The sequence below is a fragment of the Geodermatophilus africanus genome (genome assembly GCF_900107105.1).
GTDB lineage: Bacteria > Actinomycetota > Actinomycetes > Mycobacteriales > Geodermatophilaceae > Geodermatophilus > Geodermatophilus africanus.
Genome location: NZ_FNOT01000021.1, coordinates 30857 through 57025, shown reverse-complemented (window position 1 = coordinate 57025; position 26169 = coordinate 30857). Strand labels below are relative to the sequence as shown.

General features: G+C 72.3%; 24 protein-coding genes and 2 pseudogenes. 16 read left to right on the top strand and 10 right to left on the bottom strand.

All coding sequences use genetic code 11. The features are described 5' to 3' along the window. Together BLW63_RS23365 and BLW63_RS23360 are read right to left on the bottom strand one after the other, a co-directional pair. Positions 1 to 183 (bottom strand): hypothetical protein (locus BLW63_RS23365; RefSeq protein WP_139263765.1); only part of this gene is annotated, 183 nt, incomplete at its 3' end. Positions 184 to 486: 303 nt separating this feature from the next. Further along, positions 487 to 1536: a helix-turn-helix transcriptional regulator gene (locus tag BLW63_RS23360; protein ID WP_091161666.1), complete on the bottom strand. Its 1050-nt coding sequence runs from the start codon at positions 1534 to 1536 to the stop codon at positions 487 to 489. 149 nt (positions 1537 to 1685) lie between these two features. On the opposite strand from BLW63_RS23360, the pseudogene BLW63_RS29100 reads away from it, so the two are divergent. Both BLW63_RS29100 and BLW63_RS23350 read left to right on the top strand, forming a co-directional pair. After that, a pseudogene (locus tag BLW63_RS29100) lies at positions 1686 to 1916 on the top strand (helix-turn-helix domain-containing protein); the annotation flags it as partial. Between the two features lie 122 nt (positions 1917 to 2038). After that, complete coding sequence (locus BLW63_RS23350) at positions 2039 to 2740, top strand: LysR family transcriptional regulator substrate-binding protein (RefSeq protein WP_091161646.1); 702 nt, start codon at positions 2039 to 2041, stop codon at positions 2738 to 2740. Here BLW63_RS23350 and BLW63_RS28260 read toward each other — a convergent pair. Genes BLW63_RS28260 through BLW63_RS23340 form a run of 3 tightly spaced genes read right to left on the bottom strand, consistent with a single transcriptional unit; the run spans position 2683 to position 4301 of the window. Then, on the bottom strand, positions 2683 to 2883 hold the full coding sequence (locus tag BLW63_RS28260) for a hypothetical protein (RefSeq protein ID WP_244522755.1): 201 nt from the start codon (positions 2881 to 2883) through the stop codon (positions 2683 to 2685). The genes BLW63_RS23350 and BLW63_RS28260 overlap by 58 nt on opposite strands. 36 nt (positions 2884 to 2919) lie before the next feature. Next, entirely contained in the window at positions 2920 to 3858 is a 939-nt protein-coding gene (locus BLW63_RS23345) for an alcohol dehydrogenase catalytic domain-containing protein (RefSeq protein WP_244522754.1), read from the bottom strand. Then, complete coding sequence (locus BLW63_RS23340) at positions 3855 to 4301, bottom strand: SRPBCC family protein (RefSeq protein WP_211517261.1); 447 nt, start codon at positions 4299 to 4301, stop codon at positions 3855 to 3857. Before BLW63_RS23340 ends, BLW63_RS23345 begins: the two co-directional genes overlap by 4 nt. A 308-nt stretch (positions 4302 to 4609) precedes the next feature. Between BLW63_RS23340 and BLW63_RS23335 the strand changes: the two genes are divergently transcribed. Beyond that, positions 4610 to 6766: an amylo-alpha-1,6-glucosidase gene (locus BLW63_RS23335; RefSeq protein ID WP_091161643.1), complete on the top strand. Its 2157-nt coding sequence runs from the start codon at positions 4610 to 4612 to the stop codon at positions 6764 to 6766. Here BLW63_RS23335 and BLW63_RS23330 read toward each other — a convergent pair. Together BLW63_RS23330 and BLW63_RS23325 are read right to left on the bottom strand one after the other, a co-directional pair. After that, positions 6710 to 7825 carry a glycosyltransferase family 4 protein gene (locus BLW63_RS23330; protein WP_091161640.1) on the bottom strand — a complete coding sequence of 372 codons (1116 nt, stop codon included), beginning with the start codon at positions 7823 to 7825 and terminating at the stop codon, positions 6710 to 6712. The two genes, BLW63_RS23335 and BLW63_RS23330, sit on opposite strands and share 57 nt — an antisense overlap. A gap of 380 nt (positions 7826 to 8205) precedes the next feature. Continuing rightward, the gene (locus BLW63_RS23325) at positions 8206 to 8457 is read right to left on the bottom strand and encodes an ANTAR domain-containing protein (protein WP_170856940.1); all 252 of its coding nucleotides are present in this window, start codon (positions 8455 to 8457) and stop codon (positions 8206 to 8208) included. 367 nt (positions 8458 to 8824) lie between these two features. On the opposite strand from BLW63_RS23325, the gene BLW63_RS23320 reads away from it, so the two are divergent. From BLW63_RS23320 to BLW63_RS23300, 5 genes and pseudogenes are all read left to right on the top strand, one after another. Then, positions 8825 to 9979, top strand: coding sequence for a glutathione-independent formaldehyde dehydrogenase (locus BLW63_RS23320; RefSeq protein WP_091161663.1), 1155 nt, complete (start codon positions 8825 to 8827; stop codon positions 9977 to 9979). Position 9980: 1 nt separating this feature from the next. Continuing rightward, positions 9981 to 10550 carry a type 1 glutamine amidotransferase domain-containing protein gene (locus tag BLW63_RS23315; RefSeq protein WP_091161636.1) on the top strand — a complete coding sequence of 190 codons (570 nt, stop codon included), beginning with the start codon at positions 9981 to 9983 and terminating at the stop codon, positions 10548 to 10550. Positions 10551 to 11121: 571 nt separating this feature from the next. Beyond that, positions 11122 to 11295, top strand: a pseudogene (locus BLW63_RS28255) (alcohol dehydrogenase catalytic domain-containing protein); the annotation flags it as partial. 41 nt (positions 11296 to 11336) lie between these two features. Beyond that, positions 11337 to 12203 (top strand): zinc-binding dehydrogenase, encoded by an 867-nt coding sequence (locus BLW63_RS23305; protein WP_244522753.1) that lies wholly within the window; start codon positions 11337 to 11339, stop codon positions 12201 to 12203. Positions 12204 to 12294: 91 nt separating this feature from the next. Further along, positions 12295 to 12969 carry a DUF1345 domain-containing protein gene (locus BLW63_RS23300; protein ID WP_244522752.1) on the top strand — a complete coding sequence of 225 codons (675 nt, stop codon included), beginning with the start codon at positions 12295 to 12297 and terminating at the stop codon, positions 12967 to 12969. Positions 12970 to 13275: 306 nt separating this feature from the next. On the opposite strand, the gene BLW63_RS23290 is transcribed toward BLW63_RS23300, so the two are convergent. Next, the gene (locus BLW63_RS23290; RefSeq protein WP_091161629.1) at positions 13276 to 14316 is read right to left on the bottom strand and encodes a hypothetical protein; all 1041 of its coding nucleotides are present in this window, start codon (positions 14314 to 14316) and stop codon (positions 13276 to 13278) included. A 562-nt stretch (positions 14317 to 14878) separates the two neighbouring features. On the opposite strand from BLW63_RS23290, the gene BLW63_RS23285 reads away from it, so the two are divergent. The 3 genes from BLW63_RS23285 (at position 14879) to BLW63_RS23275 (ending at position 19036) form a co-directional block, all read left to right on the top strand. Continuing rightward, a complete protein-coding gene (locus tag BLW63_RS23285) occupies positions 14879 to 16240 on the top strand; it encodes a DUF2254 domain-containing protein (protein ID WP_091161627.1) in 1362 nt (453 codons plus the stop codon). A 313-nt stretch (positions 16241 to 16553) separates the two neighbouring features. Continuing rightward, positions 16554 to 16928, top strand: coding sequence for an SCP2 sterol-binding domain-containing protein (locus BLW63_RS23280; protein ID WP_170856939.1), 375 nt, complete (start codon positions 16554 to 16556; stop codon positions 16926 to 16928). Continuing rightward, the gene (locus BLW63_RS23275) at positions 16925 to 19036 is read left to right on the top strand and encodes an amylo-alpha-1,6-glucosidase (RefSeq protein ID WP_091161621.1); all 2112 of its coding nucleotides are present in this window, start codon (positions 16925 to 16927) and stop codon (positions 19034 to 19036) included. Before BLW63_RS23280 ends, BLW63_RS23275 begins: the two co-directional genes overlap by 4 nt. A 394-nt stretch (positions 19037 to 19430) precedes the next feature. Here the strand turns inward: BLW63_RS23275 and BLW63_RS23265 are convergent, their stop codons facing one another. Beyond that, positions 19431 to 19649, bottom strand: coding sequence for a hypothetical protein (locus BLW63_RS23265; RefSeq protein ID WP_091161616.1), 219 nt, complete (start codon positions 19647 to 19649; stop codon positions 19431 to 19433). Positions 19650 to 20606: 957 nt separating this feature from the next. Between BLW63_RS23265 and BLW63_RS23260 the strand changes: the two genes are divergently transcribed. Beyond that, positions 20607 to 21554 (top strand): helix-turn-helix domain-containing protein, encoded by a 948-nt coding sequence (locus BLW63_RS23260; protein WP_091161613.1) that lies wholly within the window; start codon positions 20607 to 20609, stop codon positions 21552 to 21554. A 638-nt stretch (positions 21555 to 22192) separates the two neighbouring features. Here BLW63_RS23260 and BLW63_RS28705 read toward each other — a convergent pair. Continuing rightward, the gene (locus BLW63_RS28705; RefSeq protein ID WP_280140567.1) at positions 22193 to 22324 is read right to left on the bottom strand and encodes a hypothetical protein; all 132 of its coding nucleotides are present in this window, start codon (positions 22322 to 22324) and stop codon (positions 22193 to 22195) included. A 355-nt stretch (positions 22325 to 22679) separates the two neighbouring features. Between BLW63_RS28705 and BLW63_RS23255 the strand changes: the two genes are divergently transcribed. The 4 genes from BLW63_RS23255 (at position 22680) to BLW63_RS23240 (ending at position 26168) form a co-directional block, all read left to right on the top strand. Further along, complete coding sequence (locus BLW63_RS23255; protein ID WP_211517262.1) at positions 22680 to 23132, top strand: Hsp20/alpha crystallin family protein; 453 nt, start codon at positions 22680 to 22682, stop codon at positions 23130 to 23132. Positions 23133 to 23253: 121 nt separating this feature from the next. Further along, positions 23254 to 23685: a YflT domain-containing protein gene (locus BLW63_RS23250; RefSeq protein WP_091161608.1), complete on the top strand. Its 432-nt coding sequence runs from the start codon at positions 23254 to 23256 to the stop codon at positions 23683 to 23685. A 1-nt stretch (position 23686) separates the two neighbouring features. Beyond that, positions 23687 to 25567, top strand: a complete 1881-nt coding sequence (gene dnaK / locus BLW63_RS23245) for a molecular chaperone DnaK (RefSeq protein WP_091161605.1) — start codon at positions 23687 to 23689, stop codon at positions 25565 to 25567. A 10-nt stretch (positions 25568 to 25577) separates the two neighbouring features. Then, positions 25578 to 26168: a nucleotide exchange factor GrpE gene (locus tag BLW63_RS23240; RefSeq protein ID WP_091161603.1), complete on the top strand. Its 591-nt coding sequence runs from the start codon at positions 25578 to 25580 to the stop codon at positions 26166 to 26168. Position 26169: the final 1 nt, after the last annotated feature.

Genomic DNA, 26169 nt, shown 5'->3' with positions numbered 1-26169 from the left:
ATCGCGGGCCACGTCTGCTGCACACGCGCGCGGCTGCTGCCAGGCGAGCAGCCGGTCCTCTGCCTGGGTCCACTCGGCGTGCGGCAGAGTCATCAGCAACGGGGTGTCGGGGCCGCCCTGATGCACGCCATCCTCGGCGCCGCCGACGCGCTCGACGAACCCCTGGTCGTCCTGCTCGGGCACCCGGACTACTACCCCCGCTTCGGGTTCCGGCCGGCGGCCCGAGATCGGCGTGGAGCCCGAGAACCCCGAGTGGGCTCCGTTCTTCCAGGCCCGCACCTCGACCGGCTACCGCCCGGAGCTCAGAGGTCGGTTCCGCTACCCGCAGCCCTTCGCAAACCCCTGAGCGGACGACACGACCGCCTGTGCCGCTCGATGTTGAGCGGAAACCCGTGAGCGGACCGCCAGTCGTTGATGACAGCACGAGCCGCCCGGTCCGCCGGGCTCACGGCGACGTCCTGGAGCGGCAGGGAGCTGCGCGGCACGCTATGTCGTGCCGATGCTCTCGCGTTGACCCCCGCATGCCCGCCGGCGGGAGGACGCCGGAACGTAAAGACCGTCGCGTTCTGCGCGGACCGCGGCGAGTGTCCTGGTCGGTGCCCTGAGCTTGACGAGGACGTGCTCGAGGTGGGCGGCCACGGTCCGCGGCGCCACGACGAGGGCTCGAGCGATTTCCTGGTTGGAGCCCCCCTCGACCAGGAGGCCCAGCACCTCCAGCTCCCGTGGGGTCAGCCCGTGCAGGTCGGTCGCCGGTGACAGCAGGGCCACAGCGGTCAGCCCCGGCGGCACGTCCTCGGGTGCCGCCAGGACGGTGACGCGCACGTGCCCGCCGGGGGCGTGAGAGCCGCCCACCGGCCAGAGGAAGGACGAGTAGACGTGCCCGTCACCGATCCGCTCACGTGCGGCGGCCAGGACGGGGGAGCGGGAGACCAGCAGCGCATCCGCCGGCAGTCCCGGCAGCGCCTGGCATCCGCCGTCCGCGCGGAGCACCGCGCCGGCCGTGGCCCCCCGGACCAGGCGTGCGGCGGTGAGCAGCGAACGCATCGGGTCGATGCCGTGCGCGAGCACCGGCGCGAGCCGCCCGAGCCGGCGGCGCGTGGCCGGGGACGGTGGCTGCCGGCTACCGGACAGCAGTGCGAGATGGCCCACGTGCCGCCCTCCGGGTGCGAACAGGGCGAGGCCCAGCCCCTCGTGGATACCGGACGGGATCAGGCACTCGGCCCAGGTCGGGAGCTCCTCGGCCGGGTAGGGCAGGTCCGACGGGCTCAACGGCGAACGTGCCCGGTCGGCGCCGGTGACCTCGATGTCCCGCGCCAACTGGGGGCCGGAGAGGAACTCCACCGTCGGGCCGTCCAGGTCGATGCTCGCCAGGGAGTGGTAGCCGTGGCCCAGCGGGTCGGCGAACGCCAGGAATGCAACGTCGAACGGGACTATCCGGTGGAGGACATCGAGCAGGGCCTGCGCGCGCTCGAACGTGGTGCCGGCCGCGGCAGCGGTCTCGGCCAGCAGCAGTTCCCCGGCCTGGTGCGAGCGCATGTCCACCCCCTGGGACTCAGCGGTAGCGGGCCGATTCCAGCCACGACCGAACCGGCTGCTCGACCGGCCGGGGGAGGACACGGTTCAGGTACTCATACCGCGGAACGTCACGGTTCACCGTGTGCACCGTGACGTAGAACCGCAGGCCTGTGAGGCCTGGCCTAACACGCCGACCGCCCGGTCCCTCGCCCGGCGATAGCCTGTCCTGTGGACCTGCGCCAGCTCAGGTGTTTCCTCACCGTGGCCGAGGAGCGGCGCTTCTCTTCGGCCGCACGCACTTGCACGTCGCCGCTCCGTCGCTCTCCCAGCAGATCCGTGCGCTGGAACGGGACCTGCGCGTCATGCTCTTCGATCGCACTCCACGCGGAGCCGAGCTTACGCCTGCGGGGCGCGTCCTGGCGGAGCGGGCTCGGGTGATCCTGGCCGAGGTCGACCGGGCTCGCGCGGACGTGCGATCCGCAGGACCCTCGAGCCGGGAGCAAGTGACCTGCGGGTCTAGACGATGGCCGACCGGGTCCTCGACGGCCCGCTGCGAACGGTGGGCCTCACCATCCCGGGCGCCGAGGTCTTCGTCACGTCCAGCCCCGGGGACGACGCCGTCGAGGCGGTCCGGCAGGCGCGGGCCGATGCAGCGGTCGTCTGGAGTCGGCCGCAGGCGCACCGGGACCTCGACGGTGTCGTCCTCGGTTCGGTGCCCTTCGGCGTCGTCCTGCCGGAGGAGCACCCGCTCGCCGACCGGGCGGAGATCCCGGTGACGGCGCTCGGCCACGAACCCGTGGTGATGTTCCCGCGTCCCCCATTCTCCGGCATCTGGCAGCGCGCCGTGGACCACCTGCTGCCGAGGGGCGCGCAGCTGGGGCAGGTCGTCGTCGAACCGGACCTCATCAACAGCCCCGAGGCGATGGTGCGGGCGGTCGCGAGGGGGTCCGGCGTGGCCCCGGGGATCCTCGGGGTCGCCGAGCGCATGGGCGTCGGCGGGATCGTCGTCCTGCCGCTCGATCCCTCCTTGTTCCTGGACCTGGAGGTCGTCTGGCGCCGCCCGGCCCGCCCCGCCGTCCGCCGCCTCGTCGACTTCCTCGTCGCGGCGGTCGACGACCCGGAGGTCCTCGTCTCGGCTCCTCGTCGTCCCCCCGCAGGCGCGAGCGGTCAGGGCTTGAGAACCACCTTCTCGCAGCCGTCCGCCTTGTTCGTGAAGATGTCGTAGCCGTGCGGGGCCTCGGCCAGGGGGAGTCGGTGGGTGATGACCCGGGTCGGATCGAGCTCGCCCCGCTCGATCCGGTCCAGCAGTGGTCGCATGTACCGCTGCACGTGGCACTGCCCGGTGCGCAGGGTGAGTGACCGGTTCATCCAGGCGCCGGCCGGGAACTTGTCGACCAGCCCGCCTTAGGTCCCGATGACCGAGACGATCCCGCCGCTGCGGCAGGACAGGATCGCCTGGCGCAGGGCGTGCGGCCGGTCGGACTCCGAGCGGACCGCCTGCTTGAGCCGGTCATAGAGGTGCACGTGGGCGGCACCGTGCGTGGCCTCCATGCCGACGGCGTCGATGCACTTGTCCGGTCCGCGCCCACCGGTCAGCTCCAGCAGGGCGGAGCGGACATCTGTGTCGGAGTAGTCGATCGTCCGGTAGCCCTGGGAGGCGGCCATCTCGAGGCGGTAGGGGACGTCGTCGATGGCGATCACCGTTGCCGCGCCGAGCACGCGGGCGCTGTCCATCGCGAACTGGCCCACGGGGCCGGCGCCCCACACAGCGACGACGTCGCCTTCCTGGATGTCGCACATCTCCGCGCCCATGTAGCCGGTGGGGAGGATGTCGGAGAGGAAGAGCACGTGCTCGTCGGAGAGGTCGCTCTCGATGCGGATCGGGCCGACGTTGGCGAACGGCACCCGGGCGTACTCGGCCTGTCCGCCGGCGAAGCCGCCGGTGAGGTGCGAGTAGCCGAAGATCCCGGCGACGGGGTGCCCGAACAACTTCTCGGCGACGCCGGCGTTGGGGTTGGTGTTCTCGCAACAGGAGTACAGCTCCGCCCGGCAGGCGAGGCAGGCGCCGCAGGCGATCGGGAAGGGGACGACGACGCGGTCGCCGACCCGCAGCCGCAACCCGTCGACGCCGGGGCCGACCTCGACGACCTCGCCCATGAACTCGTGACCCAGCACGTCGCCCTTCTCCATCATGGGCACGTAGCCGTCGAGCAGGTGCAGGTCGGAGCCGCAGATCGCCGTCGACGTGATCTTCACGACGGCGTCGCGACTGTTGAGGATCGTCGGGTCGGGGACGTCCTGCACCTCGACCTCGTTCGGGCCGACCCAGCAGTTGGCCTTCACGCCAGGACTTCCTCGCGGGCCTCGAGCTCCTGCAGCTCCTCGTCGCTCAGCGGCCGGGCCGGGCGCTGCGGGAACTGCTGGCGGGCTCGCTTGCCCCATGGGGCGCGTTCGGAACGCACGACCTCACCGGTCTCCATCACCTGCTTGAAGCGCCGCAGGTCGTCGTCGAGCGCCTGGGAGGGGTCGTCGCCGAAGTACTTCGCAGCGGCCCTGCCCAGCGCACCGGCGGGCATGTCATAGCGCAGCGTGACCCGCACTTCGGTGCCCCGCCCACCCGGTGCGGGCACGGACAGCACCTCGCCGGAGGTGTCGACGTCGGCGCCCTCGACGGACGCCCAGGCGATGCGCTCCGCGGCGACGTCGCCGGTCGTCACGGCGTCCCACTCGACGACGGTGTCGAACGGTGCGCTGGCCGCCCAGTGGCTGGAGCTGGGGCCGGTCACCGCACGTCGTCCAGGTGCGCCATGAACGTGGCCAGGTTCTCCAGCCGGTGCCAGAAGCCGTACACCTCTTGCGGGGGCTTGTTGACAGTCGTCGTCGCAGTCAGCTCCATGGGCGTGCACCTGAAGGGAAGGTGGGCCGGCGCGTCCAGCCAAGCCCGGCGGCGGGGTGACCTCCATCGGCAGGACGACCGATTGCGCCGCGCCCCGCACGACCAGCAGCGTGGAGCGGCCGCACGCCCGGTGGCGGCTTCCGCGCACCGGCGGGGCAGCGACCCGGAGGCCGCAGCGACGACCAGAGGACGACGGACATGGGTGCCTGGACACCGGAGGCTGAGCCGACCAGCACCGGCGGCGGTGCGGTGACCCTGGTCGAGGGGTCGTCGTTCTGCATCTGCACGCCGGGCGGGGACCTCAACGGTGCCGGGCCGCACGGAGTGTTCTTCCGCGACACCCGCATCCTGTCGCGGTGGGATCTGCGGGTCGACGGCGAGACTCCCCAGCCTCTCGCGGCCATGACGCCGGAACCCTACCGCGGGACCTTCCTCGGTCGGTTGCCTCGTCGTGCTGGCCGGACCGACACCAACCTGCTGGTGCAGCGTGACCGGCGGGTGGGCAACGGCCTGCGGGAGGACGTCGTCATCCGCAACTCGGCGGGGGAGCCGGCGGCCTGCACGGTCACGGTGGCCGTCGAGGCCGACTTCGCGGACCTCTTCGAGGTGAAGGAGGGCCGGGTCCAGGCACGCGGCGAGCGGCGCGTCCACGGGCAGGGCGAGCGGCTGGTGCTGGATCAGCGCTGGCGCGACAACCACCGGGGTGCCGTCGTCCTGGCCCCCGGCGCGTCCTTCGACACCGTTTCGAGCGTCGCCCAGAGCGCCGGCAGCATCCGGTATGAGGTCGTCGTCCCCGCCCGGGGCCAGTGGACGGCCTCGCTGCTGGTGCAGCCGGTGGTGGACGGCGAGGAGGTCGAGCCCTCGTTCCCGCTGGATCGTCCCGTGCGGGAGTCGCTGCCGGCCCGGCGTCTGCAGCGGTGGCAGGCGACCACGCCGATCGCGACGACGGGGCACGAAGGTCTGCAGCGGGTCCTGCGGCGCAGCCAGCAGGACCTGGGTGCTCTGCGCATCTTCGACCCCGTGGACCCCTCCCTCGCCGCGGTCGCCGCCGGAGCGCCGTGGTTCATGGCCCTGTTCGGCCGTGACTCGCTGCTCACCGCCTACATGGCGCTGCCCGTCGACCGCAGTCTGGCGTTGGGGACCTTGCGGACCCTTGCGCGGCACCAGGGCCGCAACACCGACCCGCTGACGGAGGAGGAACCGGGACGGATCCTGCACGAGGTCCGGCTCGGCGTGGAGTCGGGCCTGTCCCTGGGCGGTGGCAGCACCTACTACGGGACGGTCGACGCCACGCCGCTGTTCGTCGTGCTCCTCGGGGAGCTGGCCCGGTGGGGTGCCGACCCGCAGCAGGTCGCTGAGCTGCTGCCGCACGCCGACCTGGCGCTGGAGTGGATCCGCAGGCACGGCGACCGGGACGGTGACGGGTTCGTGGAGTACCAGCGGGCCACCGACCGGGGGCTGGCGAACCAGGGGTGGAAGGACTCGTGGGACGGGATCACCTCCGCCGACGGCCGGCCGGCCGAGGCGCCGATCGCGCTCTGCGAGGTCCAGGGGTACGTCTACGACGCCTACCGCACGCGCGCCGAGCTCGCTCGACTGATGGGCGAGGAGGACGTGGCGCGGGGGTGGGACGACCGCGCCGCGGCGCTCAGGGAGGCGTTCAACGAGCGGTTCTGGCTCCCTGAGCGCGGCTGGTTCGCCCTCGCGCTGGACCGGGACGAGCGTCCGGTCGACGCCTGCGCCTCGAACATGGGGCACTGCCTGTGGAGCGGCATCGTCGACGAGGACAAGGCCCCGCTCGTCGCCGAGCACCTCCTGTCGCCGGCGATGTTCAGCGGCTGGGGCGTGCGCACGCTCAGTAGCGCCATGGGGGCCTACGACCCGGTCAGCTACCACAACGGGTCGGTCTGGCCGCACGACAACGCCCTCGTCCTCGCAGGGCTCATGCGCTACGGCTTCGTGCGGGAGGCCCAGCGGGTCGCCGAGGCGTTGCTCGAGGCGGCTCAGCACTTCGGCGGCCGGCTGCCCGAACTCTTCTGCGGCTTCGACCGGCGGGAGTTCCCGGAGCCGGTGTCCTACCCGACCTCGTGCTCGCCGCAGGCGTGGGCCTCGGCCGCCCCGGTCCAGGTCATCCGGACGCTGTTGCGGTTCGATCCGGAGCTCCCTCAGGAGCGGCTGTGGGTCGACCCCGTGCTGCCCCCGGCCTTCGCTCCGCTCCGTGTCGAGGGGGTGGCCCTCGGGGCCGGCCGAGTCAGTGTGGAGGTGACCGGGGAGGAGACGCTGGTCGAGGGCCTGCCGTCAGGCGTCGAGCTGCGATGCGAGCCCCGCCCGCGGGAGGACTCCTATCCGGCGTGACGCTGGGTGATCGACTGCCCGAGGACGCGCCCGCGGCCGATCGGAGCCGATGACACCGGTGTACAGCTGCACGTGCTCGCGGACCATGCGTTCGGTGGCGAAGCGCGATTTGGCCGCCGCCCGGCAGGCGGCCCGGTCGAGGTCCGCCGCGGCCGTCAGTGCGTCGGCGAGCGCGGCGCATCCCTTCCGCAGGTAGCCGGTCACCCCGTCGTCCACGATCTCCGGTGCGGAACCGACCGGTGTGGCCACGACGGGGGTGCCCGTGGCGAGTGCCTCGATCATCACCAGACCGAACGGCTCCGCCCACTGCATGGGGTTCACGAGGGCGCACGAGCCCCCGACGAGCTCCAGCTTCTCGGCGCAGCCCAGTTCCCCGAGGAACTCCACGTCCGAGCACAGCAACGGCTTGACCTCCCCGTCGAAGTACTCGCGCTCGGCCGGCTCCCGGAGCTTGGCGGCCATGCGCAGTGGGACGCCCGCGGCCCGTGCGACGAGCGCGGCTTCGCGAGGTCCCTTCTCCGGGGACATGCGCCCCAGGAAGCTGGCGTACCCGCCGTTCCCGCGGCCTACCGGGACCGATTCCACGTCCAGGCCGTGATGGATCACGGCAGCCACCGGGATCCCGTCGGCGGTGGCCGCCTGGTGGTACGAGATGGCCACGACGGCGACTCCGCGCATCGCGCGGTAGACCGGGCTCATCGTCGCGTCGAAGGGGCCGTGGGCGGTGGTCACCACGGGCGGGCCGGCCGGAGGGTGCCGGTACAGCGGGCCCGTAAGGGTGTGGTCGTGCACGACGTCCACCTCGCGCATGGCGGCGTAACTCCTGATGACGTGGCGCAGCTCGGTGACCGTGTCGACGCAGACGGGTCCCGCCTCGGCGGCCTCGTCGGTGCCTCCCACCCGTGGCACCGGGCAGGCGCTGTTTGCCGCGGCGGCGAGCAGCACCTCGTGACCGGCGCGGACGAGCCCGCGGGCCAGCCGATCGACGACCGACTCCGTGCCGCCGTAGGCGAGAGGGGGCACGGGGACCCCCGGAGGGGCGATGAGACCGATGTGCATGGAGGCACGTCCTAGGGAAACGGCGCGGGCCGTGGCTCGCGGCGGAACGGATGCGGCCTAATGGCAACGGTTGGTGACCGTTCCGGCCATCGGCAGAGCGACCCATTCCCGCGACGCCGGCGGACGCTCTCCTCGACCACCCGCCCGGCTCGCCGCGCCTCCCGGCACGAAGGCGGCGCACAGCGCATCCGCCGGGAGCCTGCACCTAGGGCAGTCGAACTGCCCGGGATCGCCGTCCGTACGCCCCGGCATGACGAGCGACGCACGCGAGCAGAGCCCCGACCTGTCCCCGACGGCATCGGACGGCAGCCCCTGCGGTACGGAACGCGTCGTCGACGGGGCCATCGACGGAACCGATGGCCCCCGGGCGGGCGAGCCGGTCAGAGGCTCCCGGTGTAGATGACCTCCTCGGCCATGGTTCGCACCTTCACGTTGTGGTCCTGGCTGTGCTTGCTCAGGACGGCCATAGCCCGGTCCTCGGTGACCCCCAACCGGCACATCAGGATGCCGACGGCGATGCCGATCCGCCGGTTGGTCGCGAGCGCGACCTCCAGGTTGGCCGCCTTGATCTCCGCGGTCAGGACCCGGACACGCAGATCCGCCAGGGCGGCGGAGAAGGCGCACCACTCCACCCGGCCGTCGCGGGATCGAAGGCGGCTCCTCCGCGGCGTTCCTCCGGAGGGAGTCGTGGCACCGTGCCCCGCTCGCTCCGCTTCCGTCGCAACTCGATCGGGTCCCTCGATCGGCATGGTCCGTCCTCGACTGTTCTGCCGCGGCCGCCGGCACCGGGTCTGAACCGGGGTCCGTGAGCCCTGCGCTTAGCACTGTGACGCGTTGCGGGGCCCAGCACCATCGGCAGCTCGACCCATTACGGCGGCCGGCTCGGCCGGGTCGGTATCGGCATGTCTGCCGATACCCGGGCCCACGCTCCACCAGGTGCAATCAAGGCCCCGACCCGAGCCCGGAGCGGTGGGGCACATCGGCGACGAGGGAGGCAGCGTGAGGGCAGTGGTCTACGAGGGGCCGCGGCAGGTCAGCGTCAAGGACGTACCGGACGCGCGGATCGAGCGGCCGACCGACGTCCTGGTACGGATCACGTCGGCGAACATCTGCGGCTCGGACCTGCACATGTACGAGGGCCGGACGGACTTCGAGCCCGGCCGCTGGTTCGGGCACGAGAACCTGGGCCAGGTGGTCGAGGTCGGCGACGGCGTCGACAAGGTGCAGGTGGGGGACTACGTCGTCCTGCCGTTCAACATCGCCTGCGGACACTGCAAGAACTGCGAGCGCCAGCTCACGAACTACTGCCTGACCGCCCAGCCGGAGCCGAAGATGGCCGGCGCCGCGTACGGCTTCGCCGACATGGGCCCGTACGGCGGGGGGCAGGCCGAGCTGCTGCGCGTGCCCTGGGGTGACTTCAACTGCCTGCGGCTGGGCGAGGACGCCGAGCAGCGCCAGACCGACTACGTGATGCTCGCCGACATCTTCCCGACCGGCTACCACGCCACCGAGATGGCCGGCGTGCAGCCCGGCGACCAGACGGTCATCTTCGGCGCCGGCCCGGTCGGGCTGATGGCCGCCCTCTCGGCAACCATCCGAGGGGCCAGCAAGGTGATGGTCGTCGACCGGCAGCCCGACCGGCTGCGGTTAGCCGAGTCGATCGGGGCGATCGCCATCGACGACTCGCAGGTCGACCCCGTGCAGGCGGTGCTCGACCAGACCATGGGCCTCGGCGCCGACAACGGGTGCGAGTGCGTCGGCTACCAGGCGCACGAGCCCGACGGGCAGGAGCAACCGAACCTGACGCTCAACAGACTGGTCGCCTCGGTGCGGTTCACCGGCAAGATCGGCGTCGTCGGGGTGTACGTCCCGCAGGACCCCGGCGCGCAGGACGAGCTGGCCAAGCAGGGCCAGGTCGCCTTCGACTACGGCATGTTCTGGTTCAAGGGTCAGAAGATGGGCAGCGGCCAGGCGCCGGTCAAGCGGTACAACCGGCAACTGCGCGACCTCATCGCCGCACGCAAGGCCGAGCCGTCGTTCATCGTGAGCCACGAGCTGCCCCTCGACCGCGCGCCGGAGGCCTACGAGCACTTCGACAAGCGGGACGACGGCTGGACGAAGGTCGTCCTGCACCCGGCCATGGCAGGTGCATGACGTGGCCACGACACTGAACGGACGGCGGGTCGCCATCCTCGCGGCCGACGGGGTGGAGCGGGTGGAGCTCGAGCGACCTCGTCAGGCTCTGGAGGACGCCGGTGCGCGCACGGACCTGGTCTCGATCACCAGCGGCGAGATCCAGGCGCGCGACCACGACCTGGAGGACGCCGGCACGTTCGCCGTCGATCGCCTGGTCGGCGCCGCCTCGGTCGACGAGTACGACGCCCTGTTGCTGCCCGGGGGGACGGTGAACCCGGACAAACTGCGGATGGAGCCGGCCGCCGTGGCCTTCGTCCGCGACTTCGTCCAGTCCGGCAAGCCGGTCGCCTCGATCTGCCACGGCCCGTGGAACTTCGTCGAGGCCGACGTCGCGCGCGGCCGCCGGCTGACCTCGTGGCCGAGCGTGCGCACGGACCTGCGCAACGCCGGGGCGGAGGTGGTCGACGAGCAGGTCGTCACCGACGGCAACATCACGACGAGCCGGTCGCCCGACGACCTGCCTGCGTTCTGCGAGCGCATCGTGCAGGAATTCGCCGAGGCCGGGCAGCCCGCGGTGGGCCGGGCATGACGTCGGCCCTCGGGAGCACGGCGTCCCTCGCGGCCCGGGCCGGCGGCACGGTAGTCCGCCAGATCCGCTCGGTGCTCGACCCCGCCGGGGTCTCGGCCCGTGGGACGGCCGCCCCGGCGTCCGGGTGGCTCGCCGTGACCGTCTACCGGGAGCCGTCCGACGTGGACACCGCGCAGCTGCCCGCACCACTGGCGGAGTACGGCGACCGGATCGAGGTCCGCATCCGCGCGGCCGCCGACGGCAAGGGCACCGAGCTGGCGGCCCGGCTGCGCAACCAGCCCTCCGGCAGCCCTCTCGGTCGACTCACGGGCAGCGATCCGCAGGCCGATCTGCGGTCGCGCTGCGCCGGGCCAAGCAACTCATCGAGGTCGGTGAGGTGCTGGCGGTGGATCCCGCACCGCACGGCAAGCGGACCGCGACCCCCGGCGGCGTGCTCCTGGAGGCGTGGACCAAGGTGGCGCCCGAGGCAGGTGTGCGATGAGGGCGGTGACCTGGCGCGGGGTGAACGAGATCGGCGTCGAGGGACGTCCCCGAGCCCACGATCCTCGACGACCACGACGTCATCCTCGAGGTGGGGCTGAGTGCGACCTGCGGCTCGGACCTGCACCTGGTGGGCGGCTACATCCCCGCCATGCGCGCGGGGGACGTGCTCGGGCACGAGTTCATGGGCACGGTCGCCGAGGTCGGCCGCGCCGTGACGGAGCACCAGGTGGGCGACCGCGTGGTGGTGGTCTCCTTCACCAGCTGCGGGCAGTGCTGGTACTGCCGGCAGGGGTTGTGGTCGCTGTGCGACAACGGCGATCCCGACCCGGGATCACCGAGGCGCTGTGGGGCCAATCCATCGGCGGCTGCTACGGGTACTCCTACGCGATGGGCGGCTGGGCGGGCAGCCATGCGCCCTACATCCGGGTGCCCTACGCCGACCAAGGGGCGTTCGCGATCCCGGACGGCGTCTCCGACGAGCGGGCGCTGTTCGCCTCCGACTCCGCGCCCACCGGGTGGACCGGGGCGCACCAGGCCGAGGTGCGGCCGGGGGACGTCGTCGCGGTGTGGGGTGCAGGCGGAGTGGGCCAGATGGCCGCCCGCGCGGCCATGCTGATGGGCGCCGAGCGGGTCGTCGTCATCGACCGGTACGACAACCGGCTCGACCAGGTCCGCCGGCACATCGGGGCGGACACCCTCGACTACGAGGAGGTCGACGTCCCCGCAGAGCTGCGCGAGATCACGGGTGGCCGGGGACCGGACGTGTGCATCGAGGCGGTGGGCACGGAGGCGCACACCCCGGGACCGCAGTACCTGTACGACCAGGTCACGCAGCAGATGCGGCTGCAGACCGACCGACCCACGGCGGTGCGTGAGGCGATTTGCGCGTGCCGCAAGGGCGGGACCGTCTTCACCCTCGGCGTCTTCGCCGGCCTCGTGGACGAGTTCCCCCTCGGCGCGGTGATGAACAAGGCGCTGACCCTGCGCGGCGCCCAGCAGCACGGGCGCCGCTACATCCCGGAGATCCTCGACCGCATGAGCCGCGACGAGGTGGAGACGGAGCACCTCGCCACCCACGTGATGCCGCTCGACGACGGGCCGAGGGGCTACCGGATGTTCGAGGAGAAGGAGGACGGGTGCGTCCGTGCCGTGTTCCGCCCCGGTGCGTGAGGCGCCGGCCGTCGGACCGCCCCGGGCCCCGGCGCCGAGCCGGACGGGGGACCGTCGCCGGGTCCTCGCCGTCCCGGTGCCGGGATACCGGGTGAGCCTCGCACGCGGCGCGACGGCGGAGGAGGCCGGCCCGCGGCCGACGATCCTGTCGTGGCGCCGTCTGCTGATCTGTCTCGGCGGCGGCCTTCTCGCCGCCGGACTGACCACGGTCGCCGGCTTCCCCGAGCTCGCGGTACTCGTCGGCTGGGCCGTCGCGGCCAGCGGCCTACTGCTCTGGGTGTGGCGGATCAGCTGGCCACGCGATCCGCAGGGGACCAAACGGCTGGCCGAGGAGGAGGGGCGGACCCGCGTCACGGACACGGTCGTGCTGAGTGCGGCGGTGGCCAGCCTCGCCGCCGTCGTGGAGGGCCTCGTCCGGTCCGGCTCGGGGGACGCTGTCGGCGTCGCCACCGTGGTGCTCGGCGTCCTGGTGGTGATCCAGTCGTGGGCGCTGGTCAACACGGTCTTCGCTCTCAAGTACGCCCGGCTGTACTACTCCGGTGGGGACGGCGGCATCGAGTTCGGCCAGCGGGAACCGCCTGCCTACAGCGACTTCGCCTACGTCGCGTTCACCGTCGGGATGAGCTTCGCGGTACCGGACACCCAGCTCGCGGACACGTCGATCCGCAAGGTCGCCCTCGGGCACGCTCTGCTGTCCTACCTGTTCGGGACCGTCGTCATCGCGGTGGCCGTCAATCTCGTCACCAACCTGGGGCAGCAGGGATAGCGCCGTGGTGACGCGGGGCGAGCTGCACCTGCGGCCGCAGCGGATCCTGGACCACTACGCCATCCGCTTCCTCATCGCCCCCGGGAGGCGCTGGGGCAGCCGTTCGACCTGGAGGACGCGCGAAGCCGGCTGCAGCGGCTCCGCGCAGCCGGGGACGACGCCGCCGACCCGTGACCGGACGAGGCGGAGGTCCGCCGTTGCGCGCTCTTCGTAGGGCGGTGCCAGGCGTTTTGGACGACCTGGCCGAGCACCACCCGCAGCCTCCGGCGCAGATCCACGCCGCTGGCTGAGGGCGGCTCCGCGCGCTCACCGGCGCCCGGTCCGCGCCGGACGGCTCAACTCCGGCGGGATGCGCAGGCCGGTGCGCAGCGCCCGCGTGGCGGCGGCGGTGAGGTCGGGAGCGTCCAGAGCGACCTGGGCCCGGCGGAGGGCCTCTGTCGTGCTGCGCGGGTTCACGTGGAGAGCTGCGGCGAGCGCGGGGACCTGGGTCGTGCCGGCCACCATGTGCCCCAGGACCCGGAGATCGAGGGGAGTGAGACTGCGCAGGTCTCCGGGGGAGGACAGCAGCACTGCGGCCGACAGGTGGTCGAGGTCGGGGAGGGCGCAATCCAGTGCGGTGACCCGCAGCAGCCGTTCGCCGTCCGGGCCCGCCACGGGCGCGAGGAAGGCGGTGTAGGGGCCACCGGCGGATAGCTCGTGCGTGGCCGCGGCGAGGATTGGCGAGTCGGGGGCAAGCAGGCGGTCGTCGGGCAGCCCGGGCAGAGAGAGGGCGTCCCCACCGCGCGTGACCACCACGCCGGCCTCGGCGGTCCCGACGATCCTGGCGATCCGGGCGATCTCCTGGGTCCGGTCCAGGTCGTCCGCGATCACCCTGGTGACGGCGCCGACCATCTGCCGGTCGGCCAGGCTCAGGCGCGCCGGGTCCTCGGCGAGGAGGCTGAGGAAGCCGACGTGCCGCCCGGTCGAGGAGAACAGCGCGCCGGCCACGCCGCCGCCGAACCCCGCCGGGAGCAGGTACTCGCCCCAGGCGCATATCTCCGGGAGGGGCACGGGCAGCTCGCTGGCGAGCACCGGGCGCTGGGCGCTGTTGAGCCCGAGGTGCTCGAGCTCGGCGTCGGCCCCTGGGGACTCGAAGTAGCGGCGCAGGGGTTCGGCTGCGCCTGTGGTCGCAAGTGGGATGTGTCGACGTCGTTCGGGATCGCGGACGGCGAGCCACCCGGCGTCGAAGGGCAGGATCCGGCCCAGCGCCTCGAGGACCTCCCGGGCGCGCTGGTTCAGGCCCTCCGCCATGGTGCCGACGCCGGCCAGCTCCTCCTGCAGGCGCAGGAGGGCCGGGTCGCACTTCATCTCTGCGCCTCCCCTCGGGCGGGCCCGGTACACACGGTACGTAGAGGCCTGCCCGTCCGCCCGTACCGCGGCCAGGGTGCGCGCTTCATGTCACGCGCCCGGTGCCGGCTGGTGATGAAGGGGAGGGTCGGGTCGGGCGGATCCGCAGCGGCCACCGTGACGTACCGGGGATGGTGCGGATCGGCGAGACCAGTTGCGTGCCGTTGAACGGGACGGCGCGGTGAGCATCTGCTCCGCGCGACGGGGACGAGTGGACGACGACGCGGCGATCTCCGCCACGTCCCGGTCCGCGACCGCGTTCTCCGGCATAGGTGACCTCCGGGATGGCGATGTGCCGTTCGGGTGCCGCACTCATGCGGGCGATGCGCGTCCCAATCTGGTAGGCGTCGACGTACCGGCCCATCGGCAGCTCGACCGATTTCGACCGCCGTCGGTTCGACACCGTCCCGGGCGCGGGGTGGGATGGAAGAGACCGGGCCCTCGCGGGTGACCGGCCACGGCGGAGAACACGCCCCCACGCTCACACCGGCCGGCCCGCCGGTCCGAGCCCCGGAGGGGCCCGATGCGCCTCACCCGCTTCGTGCACGCCGTGCGGACCAGCCTGTGGCTGGTCCCCCTGCTGTGCATCCTGGCCGGCGTGCTGATGGCCCTCGGCACGCTCTCCCTCGACCGCCGGTCGGGCTACACCCTGGTCCCGCAGAGCGTGACGGGAACGCCCAGCGACGCGCAGACGATCCTGTCGGTCTTCGCCACCGCGATGGCCTCGCTGACCAGCCTCGTGCTCACGGTGACGCTGGTGGTGGTGCAGCTGGCGATGGGCCAGTTCTCGCCGCGGATCGTGGCCGCGCTGTTGTCCGACCGGTTCAGCCAGCTGGCGATCGGCCTGTTCGGGGCGACGTTCGTCGTCGCCGTGCTCACCCTCCGCGAGATCCGCGGTTCGGACACCGGCACCGTTCCCGGCGTGTCGGTGCTGCTGACCTACCTGCTGATGGTCGCCAGCCTCGTGACGCTGATCCTCTTCGTGCACCACTCCGGGCAGACCATGCGGGCGACGGGCCTGATCGACCTGGTCGGCGACCGCACCCGCGACCTCATCGAGTCATCCTTCCCCGCAGCGCCCCGACCGGCGACCGGGGCGGACGCCGACCCCGACGTGGTCTCCGCCCGGGAGCCGGGCAGCGTCGTCCGGGTCGACCGCGCCAGGCTGGTCGCCGCCGCGCGCCGCGCCGACTGCGTCCTCGAACTGGTGCCCGTCGTCGGCGACTTCGTGCCGGGCGGGGCACCGCTGTTCCGCGTGCACCCCGGCCCCCGGCGGGCGGGGGACGGCGCCGGGCCGGCCGCGCGGCTGCGGGCCGAGGAGATCGCGCGACTGGTCCTCGTGGGCCCCGAGCGCCTCCACACGGAGGACGCCTCCTACGGGCTGCGCAAGCTGGTCGACGTCGCGGAGCGGTCGATCGCCCAGCCGTTCGACGACCCGACGACCACCCTGCAGGCGCTGCACCGGCTGCACGACCTGCTGCGCCAGCTCGCCGTGCGCCCGCTCCCCGCCGGCGAGCACCGGGATGAGGACGGCGTGGTCCGGCTGGTCGAGCGCACGCTGTCCTGGGACGGCTACGTGCGGCTCGCCTTCGACGAGATCCGGCTGGCCGGCGCGGCCTCGCCGCAGGTGACCCGCCGGCTGTGCGCGGCGCTGCAGGACCTCAAGAGCATCGCCCCGCCCGACCGTCACGCCCCGCTGGACCGCCAGCTGCGGCTGCTGACCGCCGCCGTCCACCGGGCCTACGAGGACGAGGAGGACATCGCCGCCGCGCTGACGCCCGACGCCGAGGGCATCGGGTCCGGAGCCGACGTCACCACCGCGGTGCGCCTGGACAGGGGCACGCCGGACGCCGACGTCCGGCCCGGCGCGCGCATCCCGGGGTAGTGGCGCCTCGACGAGCTGTCCCGTCGGCTTCCCGTGCGACATGCGGGCACGCGGACACGAACGGCCGAGTGCCGACGCCGTCTGCAGGATCGGTCCGTGCGATGTCCGGGTCGGGGAGCGTGCCCGGTTGGCAGACGTGCCCCCCATCGCCAGAGGCACCCTCAGCGCAGCACAGCGGGTCGTGGTCGAGACGCCCGCACCGACGCGCCGGTAGGTTGGGCCTGTCGGCCCGCGGAGGAGACGCTGAGGTGTCGACGCGGCCGCGACGATGTCGGCCGCCCACCCGCTCCCGGGCGCACAGGGGAGCTCCTCCATGACGGCGATCGACGACTTCTTCGCGGATCTGGAACGCCGCGGACACGAACCGATGCTCAGGCGGCTCAGCGCGACCGTGCGCTGGGACATCCTCGACGGCGACCGGATCGACCACCGGCTGGTCCGGATCGAGCACGGCGACGTCATGGTGGCCGCGAGCGACGAGCCCGCCGATTGCGTGATCATCGCGGAGCGCGCGGTCTGCGACGACGTCGTGAGCGGCCGGACCAGCGCGCTGGCCGCGCTGCTCCGGGGTGCGGCTGCCATCGACGGGGACTTCGAGCTGATGGTGCTGGCCCAGCGGCTGTTGCCGCGCACGCCGGGCGCCTCGGGCGGTCGCGCCGTCGTCGCAGCGGAAGGGCGGCCGTCGTGAGCGAGGACGTTGTCCGGACCCTCAACGGCAGCACGTTCGTGGTCTGCGACAGGCGGGGCGACATCGAGACCTCGCCCAACGACCCGACCGGGCTGTTCTCGTTCGACACCCGGTTCCTGTCGCGGTGGGTGCTGACGGTCGACGGGGAGCGGCTGACCGCCCTCTCCACCGACGACCTGCAGTACTTCGAGACCCGGTTCTTCCTCGTCCCGGGCACCGGCACGGTCTACGTCGACGCGAAGACCACGGTCATCCGCCAGCGCGCGGTCGCCGACGGCTTCCTCGAGCAGCTCACCGTGCTCAACCACGACGTGAAGCCGGTCGAGCTGACGATCCGGATCGAGGCGGCAGCCGACTTCGCAGACCTGTTCGAGGTCAAGGACGCCCTCCAGAAGAAGGGTTCGCGGTCCGTCGCGGCAGTGGCCGGGCAACTGGTGATGAGCTACCGACGCGAGACGTTCCACCGCAGCACGACGGTGACCTCGACCCAGCCGGCCGAGGTCGACGAGCACGGGCTGACGTTCATCACCCACATCGAGCCGCACGGCTCCTGGAGCACCGAGCTGACCATCCGCGCGGTCATCCTGGGACCCGGCGAACGCCCCCTCAAGCCGACGGCGGCCGCTGATGACGTGCGGCGGGAGATGCTCGAGAACCTCGACCGCTGGGTCGCCCGGGCACCGCGCCTGACGTGCGACTCGGAGTCCCTAGTCGCGACCTACCGGCGCAGCCTGATCGACCTCGCGGCGCTGCGGTTCTCGCCGATCATCGCGGGTCCGGACAGCCTGCCCGCGGCCGGCCTGCCGTGGTTCATGACGATATTCGGCCGCGACAGCATCTTCACGAGCCTGCAGGCCCTCCCCTTCGCCCCGGAACTGGCGACGACGACGCTGCGCGTGCTGGGCGACTGGCAGGGAAATCGCGTCGACGACTTCCGCGACGAGGATCCCGGCCGCATCCTGCACGAGGTCCGCTACGGCGAGCTGAGCGCGTTCCAGGAGCGACCGCACACGCCGTACTACGGCACCGCCGACGCCACACCGCTGTACGTCGTCCTGATGGACGAGTACGAGCGGTGGACGGGGGACGGCGGCCTGGTGCGCCAGTACGAGCAGGAGCTGCGCGCGGCGCTGCGCTGGATCGACGACTATGCGGACCTGCAGGGCAACGGCTACGTCGCCTACCAGCGGCGCAACGAGGAAACCGGCCTGGAGAACCAGTGCTGGAAGGACTCCTGGGACGGGATCTCCTACCGCGACGGCCGGCTGCCCGGATTCCCGCGGGCCACCTGCGAGCTCCAGGGGTACGCCTATGACGCCAAGATGCGCGGCGCCCGCCTCGCGCGCGAGTTCTGGGACGACCCCGCCTTCGCCGACGACCTCGAGCGGGCGGCGGCCGACCTCAAGAACCGGTTCAACCGCGACTTCTGGATCGAGGGCGGGCAGTACTACGCGCTCGCCCTCGACGCCGACGGCGCCCGGGTGGACGCCCTGGCGTCCAACATCGGCCACCTGCTGTGGAGCGGCATCGTCGACGCCGACAGGGCGCCGGCCGTCGCAGGGCACCTGCTCGGGCCCCGGCTGTTCTCCGGCTGGGGGGTGCGCACGCTGGCCGAGGGCGAGGCCCGGTACAACCCGATCGGCTACCACAACGGCACGGTCTGGCCGTTCGACAACTCGTTCATCGCCTGGGGGCTGCGCCGGTACGGCTTCCACGTCGAGGCCGCCCGGATCGCGGCGGGCAACCTCGAGGCCGCGGATTTCTACCACGGCCGCCTGCCCGAGGCGTTCGGCGGCTACGAGCGCACGCTGACGAAGTACCCCGTCGAGTTCCCCACGGCCTGCAGCCCGCAGGCGTGGTCCACCGGGGCGCCGCTGCTGTACCTGCGCACGATGCTGGGCCTGGAGCCGCACGGGGACCACCTGGTGGTCGAGCCGGCACTGCCGGTCGGCATCGGCCGCATCGAGCTGCTCGACATCCCCGGACGGTGGGGCCGGGTCGACGCGTTCGGCCGCGGGCTGGTCGAGGTCGGCACCGGCGCCGACGGTGGGTCACCGACGCGGCCCGCGACTCCGGTCCGGCGCGCCTACGCCTTCCCGCCCACGTAGGACGTCCCGACGGCGAACGGCTGCGAAGGCATCGGGAAACGCCGCGGCGAACCGGTTCTGCACCTTCCACCCTGTGCAGTGCGCCGGGACCAGGACGGTGGGCGCCGCGTCGCTTGACGCGGCACATCGGGCGCTGGTAGCGGAAGCGGGTCTTGCCAGCCGCCGGGGGCAGCGGCTATCGGTGCGAGGTCCGTGAAAAGAACAGGAACTCCGACGGCCACGACGCTTGCCGACCTCTCGGCGTCCGCTGGGTCGAGCCGGTGCTCCCGGGCACGAACGTCGTCCACCGGAACGCGCTGGGGGAATCCCGGATGGCGCGGCGCAGGCGATGAGGTGCTCGGCTGGGCTGAGCAAGGCGACGGCCCCGCAGTCAGCGACTGCGAGGCCGTCGTGTTCAGACGAGCCCCTCGTTGTGGGGCTCGATGCTGGCCGAGAAATCCACCCCCTCGTCGGCGTCCGGCTGGACGGGCCCTTCGCCCGGCTCGGAACCGGAGCCGGCAGCGGTGTTCCGGGAGGACCGCTCCGGATCGGTCACGTCCGTGGTCGTCGGCGCCTGACCGATGCGCTTCGCGGCCTCCCCGGTCCCGGTCTCCTCTAGCTCGGACTCGCTCACGACTCCTCCATCCAGGTCGTTCGATACCGGTGATCACGCAGTGGGCTTCACGAGTTCCTTGGGCTCGCGGGACGGCTGACCGGACAGTGACTGTCGGTGAGCCGGATCCAGCGGACGCCCTAACCGGCCGGTTCGCGTCCGTCGAGGTCGGGCGCGCCGTACTCCTGGTCGTGGAACAGGTCGACCAGTTGCCCGGCGTGCGCACCGATATCGGGATCGCGGACGGTCACCGGCCGGTCGGTGGGTTGTGCGCGAACAGCACGCTGCCTCTGGTGGTGGACGCCGGTGTACCCGAGACCTGGGGCAGTCCGACGTCGATCACTTCGTGGCCGCCGACGCCGACCTCGGCGCACTCGCGAAGCCTGCCCAGCATGCGCTGGAAGCAGGAGAGCGGCGAGTCGGGATCGCGCCAGGGGACTGTGGCATGCGGCGCCGCGACCGGTCCAAGGTCTTCCCACGGCGTCACCGTCCGCGGTCGCCAGTCATTCGGGGGAATGCCGATGTCCAGGGCTCCGGACGTCCGGAGAAGAGCGACGCCCGTCCGAGGCCCGCTGCGTGCGCGCCGTCGCGAACCGGGGGGCCCGGGCCCGGCGTTTCCGGGCAGTTGTCCGGCGGTTGCGCAAGGGTGTCCGTGCAGGTGTCTGCGGGGACGCGCCACATGCGCACACGGCTCCACGGAGGCCGGTGATCCACTCCGTTCGTGGCGAAGGCGCCCACCACAATCACGACGGGGATGCGGCGCCGGTGATCAGCCCGCTCGGAGCATGTGCACGCACATCGTTCGGACGGCTCCTCCGGCGGCTGGGCTCGATCGGTCATCCGACGGATGCCGTACGGACCGGCCTGGTCCTAGCGTGGGGCTTCAGACGGCCGTATCCGTCAGGTGCTGGAGCCAACAGCCCACCGGAGCGATCGAGCCGGGGAGACACCGTGTCATCACCTGTCCCGCCCCCCACCATGGACGAAGTCGCCACGGCGGACCCCGGCGTGGCCCGCCGGTGGCTGGAGGCCTTCTACCCCGGCTACCGGCCGGAGGAGTCCAACAGCCACCGGGGCTTCGGCTTCCGCAGCCGCCATGTCCGCGTCGGCAGCGGCAGCCTCGCCAGACTTCGCTACTCGTTGAGCGCGGACAACAACGTCGTGCTCTCGGACGTCCTGGTCGTCGTCCAGCCGGACGACGGCGGGATGAAGGTGAGCCTGGGACGCCACGAGGACGTCGTCCTCCCGGGTTCCCCCGTGCTGTTGCCTGCCCACCAGGTGGTGAGCGTGCTGTGGGCCGACACCGTGGCCGACTGCGTCAGTGTGCAGACCGCCGACGTCGAGCGGGTCGCCGTCGAGACGACCGGACTCGTAGGCACCGCGCTGCGCTTCACCGGGCATCGGCCGATGTCCCCAGTCCTGGGCCGGCGCTGGAGCGACGCGGTCCGCCGCGTCGTCAACGTCCTCGTGGGGCATCCGGAGGTCGCGGCCGCCCCGCTGGTCGCCTCTGCGCTGACCCAGCGACTGGCCCGAGCCGTCCTCGAGACGTTCCCCAGTACGACTCTGGTCAGCCACCGCCGGTTGCCACCCGACCACGCCACGCCGGCCGTCGTGCGGCGCGCCATCGAGCACATCGAGGCCAACGCGCAGCGGGAGATGACGCTCACCGAGATCGCCGACGCCGCGGGGAGCGGCGCCCGGGGGCTCCAGGCGTCCTTCCTGCGCCACCGGGACACGACACCGACCGCCTTTGCCGAACGGGTGCGGATGGCGCGGGCCCACAGGGACCTGGTGGACACCGACCCCGGGGGTTCCGACAGCGTGCCGACGATCGCCGCCCGCTGGGGCTTCGCCAACCACCGCCGCTTCGCCGCCGCCTACCGGGAGACCTACGGCCGCCTCCCGGACGAGACACTCCGTCGCTGAGCGACAGCTGGACGTCGGCGTGCTTACCCCGCACCCCAGGCCCGGTTCGACGGTGAGCACCGTGATGAGGTCCGGCCAGCCGAGGACGGCGATGACGAGCAGCGGCCCCGGGACGTCCAATGTCCTCGCGGGCATACCGGGTCGCCGGAGGTCCGTGGAGAAGTAGCCGCCAACAAGGGGAGGGACCTCCGCGCGGTAGAAGCGCGGGAACGCTCGGCCGAGAAGGTCTCGAGGTCGGCGATCGCGTTGCGCACCAGCCGGTCGATCGGGGAGTCGGTCGCGCCGGTGATGCGCAGCTGCTCCGCGGGCACGTCGACGAGCTGCCGGGGACCGCCGGAGGAGGGGGCGGGCGTCGTGCCGGAGCACCCGGCCAGGAACACGACGCTCACCCCGGGCACGGCCAGCGCGCGACGGAGGTGCCGCCTCATCCGGTGGCTGTCCCGACCAGCCGGAACGTCGGACTCTCGTGGACGGTCATCGCATGCCCATCCATGCCTCCTCGGCCGGTGCAGCCCGGTGGGATCGATCAGCGAGGCCGCACCGTGACGGCCCACCGGTGGCCCGCCAGGGCTCATGGCACCGTGCCGACGTCGATCCGTCGATCGGCAGCACTGCCCATCCCGGCCCGAGCACGCCACTCAAGTGCGCACCCCGTCGACAAGGAAGTCGACGAGCCGCCTGACCAGTCCGCGCGATACCGCCACGCGCCAGGCGACCTCGCGATTCAGCGACGTCTCGGGGTCCTGGGGGCGGATCTCGGTCCAGGCCACCGACACATGCCTGACGACTCCGACGCCCGCGCCGTGGCATCCGAGTGATCTCCGACCACAGAGCAGCCGGAACGGAGCCGGCGAGGTGGGTCATCGAATCCTCGCGGTGGTCGGGCGGCGCCCTCCCGGATTCCCGAACGGATCCCCGCCGGGGTGGGCGGTCCATGCCTGGCCCCCGCTCGCCGGGATGCCCCGGTTCCATCGGGTGCCGTCGGCATCGGCAGAACGACCGATTGCCGCCGCCGGGGCCGACGGCGAGCGTGGAAACGCACGGTGTGGGTGGGCTCCACGTGGCCGCCACGCAATCGGCGGATCTCCGTGACCTCCCCGTCAGGAGGAACAGTCCGTGACGCTGATGCGGTTCGACCCGTTCCGGGAACTCGACCGGGTCGCCGAACAGACCCTGTCCGTGGGGGCGCGTGCGCTGCACAGCATGCCGATGGAGGCACTGCGACGCGGCGACCAGCTCAGCGTCCATCTCGACGTGCCGGCCGTCGCCCCCGACGACGTCGACCCGACCGTCGAGCGCAATGTCGTGAACGTGCGGGTCCATCGGGCGCCGACCCGCCAGGACGGCGATGAGGTGATCATCGACGAACGGCCCTACGGCGATTTCGCCCGCCAGCTCTTCCTCGGGGAGAACCTCGACCCCGACCGCCTGTCGGCCGACACCCGGGACGGCGTCCTGACCCTCACCATCCCGGTCAGCGAGAAGAGCAAGCCACGCAGGGTCCAGCTGGGCTCCTCCAACGCGGCCGCAACCACCTCAGACGCACCGTCGCCCGCCGGCCGGCCGGCCGCCGGCTGATCAGGAGGCCACGATGACCGATCGTTCCTACGCAGGACATTCTCCGGCTGGTGGGTCCGGCGCCGGCCAGCCATGGTCGCCCGGCAGTCCCGGCGTCGCGACGCGGTGGCCCAGGCGTGCGGTGGCGTCGTTCCCGACCTACGAGGAGGCCGAACGCGCCGTCGACCGGCTCGCCGACCGCGACTTCCCGGTCGAGCGGGTGGCCATCGTCGGGCAGGACCTGGAGACCGTCGAGCAGGTCACCGGCAAGATGGACTATCCCCGGGCCGCCTGGCGCGGGGCCCTCAGCGGAGCCGTACCGGGCGCCCTGATCGGCTGGATCTTCGGGATCTTCGACTGGGTCGACCCGATCCTCACGGGCCTGTTGCTGGCCCTGTACGGCCTGCTCATCGGGGCCGCGATCGGGGCGGTCATCGGCCTGATCACGTACGCCATGCAGGGGGGCCGTCGCGATTTCGCCTCGGTCATGTTCATGCGCCCACGCCGCTACGAGGTGGTCGTCGACGACGATGTGGCCGACCAGGCCGCCCGACTCATCGCATCGGAGGCCTGAGATGGCACGCGCGGTCGGTATCGACCTCGGGACGACGAACTCGGTCATCGCCGCCTGGGAAGGCGGCGAGGCCTCGGTCGTCCCCAACGCCGAGGGCGCCCGCACGACGCCGTCGGTGGTGGCGTTCACGGAGAACGGCGAGCGTCTCGTCGGCCAACTCGCCCGCCGGCAGGCGATTCTCAACGCCAAGGGCACGATCTACTCGGTCAAGCGGTTCATCGGCCGCAGGTTCGAGGAGGTGGAGGAGGAGGCCGGCCAGGTCACCTACGACGTGGTCCCCGATGCGAACGGGCTCGCGCGGATCAAGGTGCGGGACAAGCTGTACGCGCCGGAGGAGATTTCCGCACTGATCCTGCGCAAGCTCGCCGACGACGCCGGACGGCAGCTCGGCGAGCGGGTCACCGAGGCGGTGATCACCGTCCCGGCCTACTTCAACGACGCACAGCGCACCGCCACCCGCGACGCGGGGAAGATCGCCGGCCTCGAGGTCCTGCGGATCATCAACGAGCCGACCGCCGCGGCGCTGGCCTACGGGATGGACAAGGGGCAGCACGAGACGGTGCTGGTGTTCGACCTCGGCGGCGGGACGTTCGACGTCAGCGTCCTCGACGTGGGGGACGGCGTGGTGGAGGTGCGGGCCACGGCGGGCGACACCCACCTGGGCGGGGACGACTTCGACCGGCGGATCGTCGACCACCTGGCCGAGGAGTTCCAGAAGGAGAACGGCATCGACCTGCGGAAGGACCCGCAGGCGCTGCAGCGCCTCTACGAGGCCGCCGAGAAGGCGAAGGTGGAGCTGAGCTCGGTCACGCAGACCCAGGTCAACCTGCCCTTCGTCACCGCGGACGCGAACGGGCCGAAGCACCTCACGATGACGCTGATGCGCTCGCAGTTCGAGCACCTCACGGCGGATCTCGTGGAACGGACGATGGGACCGGTCCGTCAGGCCATGTCGGACGCCAAGATCGGGGGAGACGACCTCGACGAGGTCATCCTGGTCGGCGGGTCGACCCGGATCCCGGCGGTGCAGGCGCTCGTGCGCCGGCTCACCGGTGGCAAGGAACCGAACATGACCGTCAACCCCGACGAGGTCGTGGCGGTCGGCGCCGCGATCCAGGCGGGGGTGCTCAAGGGGGAGGTCTCCGACGTCCTCCTGCTCGACGTCACGCCCCTGTCACTGGGCGTGGAGACCCAGGGCGGTCTCATGACCAAGATCGTCGAACGGAACACCACGATCCCGGTCCGGCGCAGCGAGGTCTTCTCGACGGCGGTGGACAACCAGCCCGCCGTCGACATCGTCGTGCTGCAGGGAGAGCGGGAACGCGCGGCGGACAACCGCGTGCTGGGCCGGTTCCAGCTCACCGGCATCCGGCCGGCGCCTCGTGGTGAGCCGCAGATCGAGGTCGTGTTCGACATCGACGCCAACGGCATCCTCAACGTCACCGCGCGCGACAAGGACACCGGTGCCGAGCAGGGCATCACGATTTCCGAGAGCACCAACCTGGACACCTCCGAGGTCGAGCGGATGGTCACCGAGGCCGAGCGGAACAGGGCCTCGGACCAGCAACTGCGGCAGGAGGTGGACGCGCGCAATCAGCTGGACACCGTGGCCTACCAGGTGCAACGCCGACTCGACGAGCTCGGCGACTCCGCACCGCCGCACGAGCGCGCCCGGGCCGAGATGCTGGTGACCGAGGCCCGCCAGGCGGTGGCGGACCAGGCGCCGATCGATCGGGTCCGCGAGCTCACCGGCGAGCTGCAGCAGGCCCTGGCCGGGCTCCAGGCGGCTTCCACCAACTATGCCGCGGACGTCGGCGACCCCGCCGGTGAGACGGTAGCCGCGGACGACGACGTCATCGACGCCGAGTTCGACCGGAACTGAGCCTCTGACGATGGCTGAGCCCGGACCGAAGACGCCGACCGCCCAGCCGGCCGGAACACGGGGTGCCGACCCGGAGACCGCCGAGGCACGGGATCAGCCGGAGGGCGGACCTCCCCGGGAGCCGGCGCCCACCCCGCCGGACGGCGCGGCGGCGGGCGCTCAGCGCGCGCTCGACGCCGCCGAGGACCGCTGGCGGCGCGCCGCCGCCGACCTGGACAACCTGCGCAAGCGATACGCGCGGGAGGTCGCGCGCGAGCGCGCGAACGAGCGGGAGCTGGTCACCTCGGCGTTCCTGCCGGTGCTCGACACCATCGATCGCGCGCTCGAACACGCCGCGGCGGACCCGGGATCGATCGTCGAGGGCATCCGCACCCTCCGTGAGCAGGCCCTCGCCGTCGTCGGGGGGCTCGGCTACGGGCGGGAGGACGAGCCCGGAGTGCCGTTCGATCCGGCGCGGCACGAGGTCGTGGGGGTGGTGGACGCCGACGGAGCCGGGACCCCGCCCGGTTCGGTGGCCTCCGTCGTCCGGCCCGGCTACGGCGCCCCGGGGCGCCAGCTGCGTCCGGCGGCGGTGACCGTGGCGCAGCGCGCGGGGAGCTGAC

Bases quoted from the DNA above. Each gene is read 5' to 3' on its own strand.
- BLW63_RS23290 (WP_091161629.1), bottom strand. From the start codon at position 14,316: ATGAAGTGCGACCCGGCCCTCCTGCGCCTGCAGGAGGAGCTGGCCGGC.
- BLW63_RS23335 (WP_091161643.1), top strand. From the start codon at position 4,610: ATGGGTGCCTGGACACCGGAGGCTGAGCCGACCAGCACCGGCGGCGGT.
- BLW63_RS28260 (WP_244522755.1), bottom strand. From the start codon at position 2,883: ATGAACCGGTCACTCACCCTGCGCACCGGGCAGTGCCACGTGCAGCGG.
- BLW63_RS23350 (WP_091161646.1), top strand. From the start codon at position 2,039: ATGGCCGACCGGGTCCTCGACGGCCCGCTGCGAACGGTGGGCCTCACC.
- BLW63_RS23255 (WP_211517262.1), top strand. From the start codon at position 22,680: ATGCGGTTCGACCCGTTCCGGGAACTCGACCGGGTCGCCGAACAGACC.
- BLW63_RS23330 (WP_091161640.1), bottom strand. From the start codon at position 7,825: ATGCACATCGGTCTCATCGCCCCTCCGGGGGTCCCCGTGCCCCCTCTC.
- BLW63_RS23260 (WP_091161613.1), top strand. From the start codon at position 20,607: ATGGACGAAGTCGCCACGGCGGACCCCGGCGTGGCCCGCCGGTGGCTG.
- BLW63_RS23280 (WP_170856939.1), top strand. From the start codon at position 16,554: ATGACGGCGATCGACGACTTCTTCGCGGATCTGGAACGCCGCGGACAC.
- BLW63_RS23360 (WP_091161666.1), bottom strand. From the start codon at position 1,536: ATGCGCTCGCACCAGGCCGGGGAACTGCTGCTGGCCGAGACCGCTGCC.
- BLW63_RS23240 (WP_091161603.1), top strand. From the start codon at position 25,578: ATGGCTGAGCCCGGACCGAAGACGCCGACCGCCCAGCCGGCCGGAACA.
- BLW63_RS23285 (WP_091161627.1), top strand. From the start codon at position 14,879: ATGCGCCTCACCCGCTTCGTGCACGCCGTGCGGACCAGCCTGTGGCTG.
- dnaK (WP_091161605.1), top strand. From the start codon at position 23,687: ATGGCACGCGCGGTCGGTATCGACCTCGGGACGACGAACTCGGTCATC.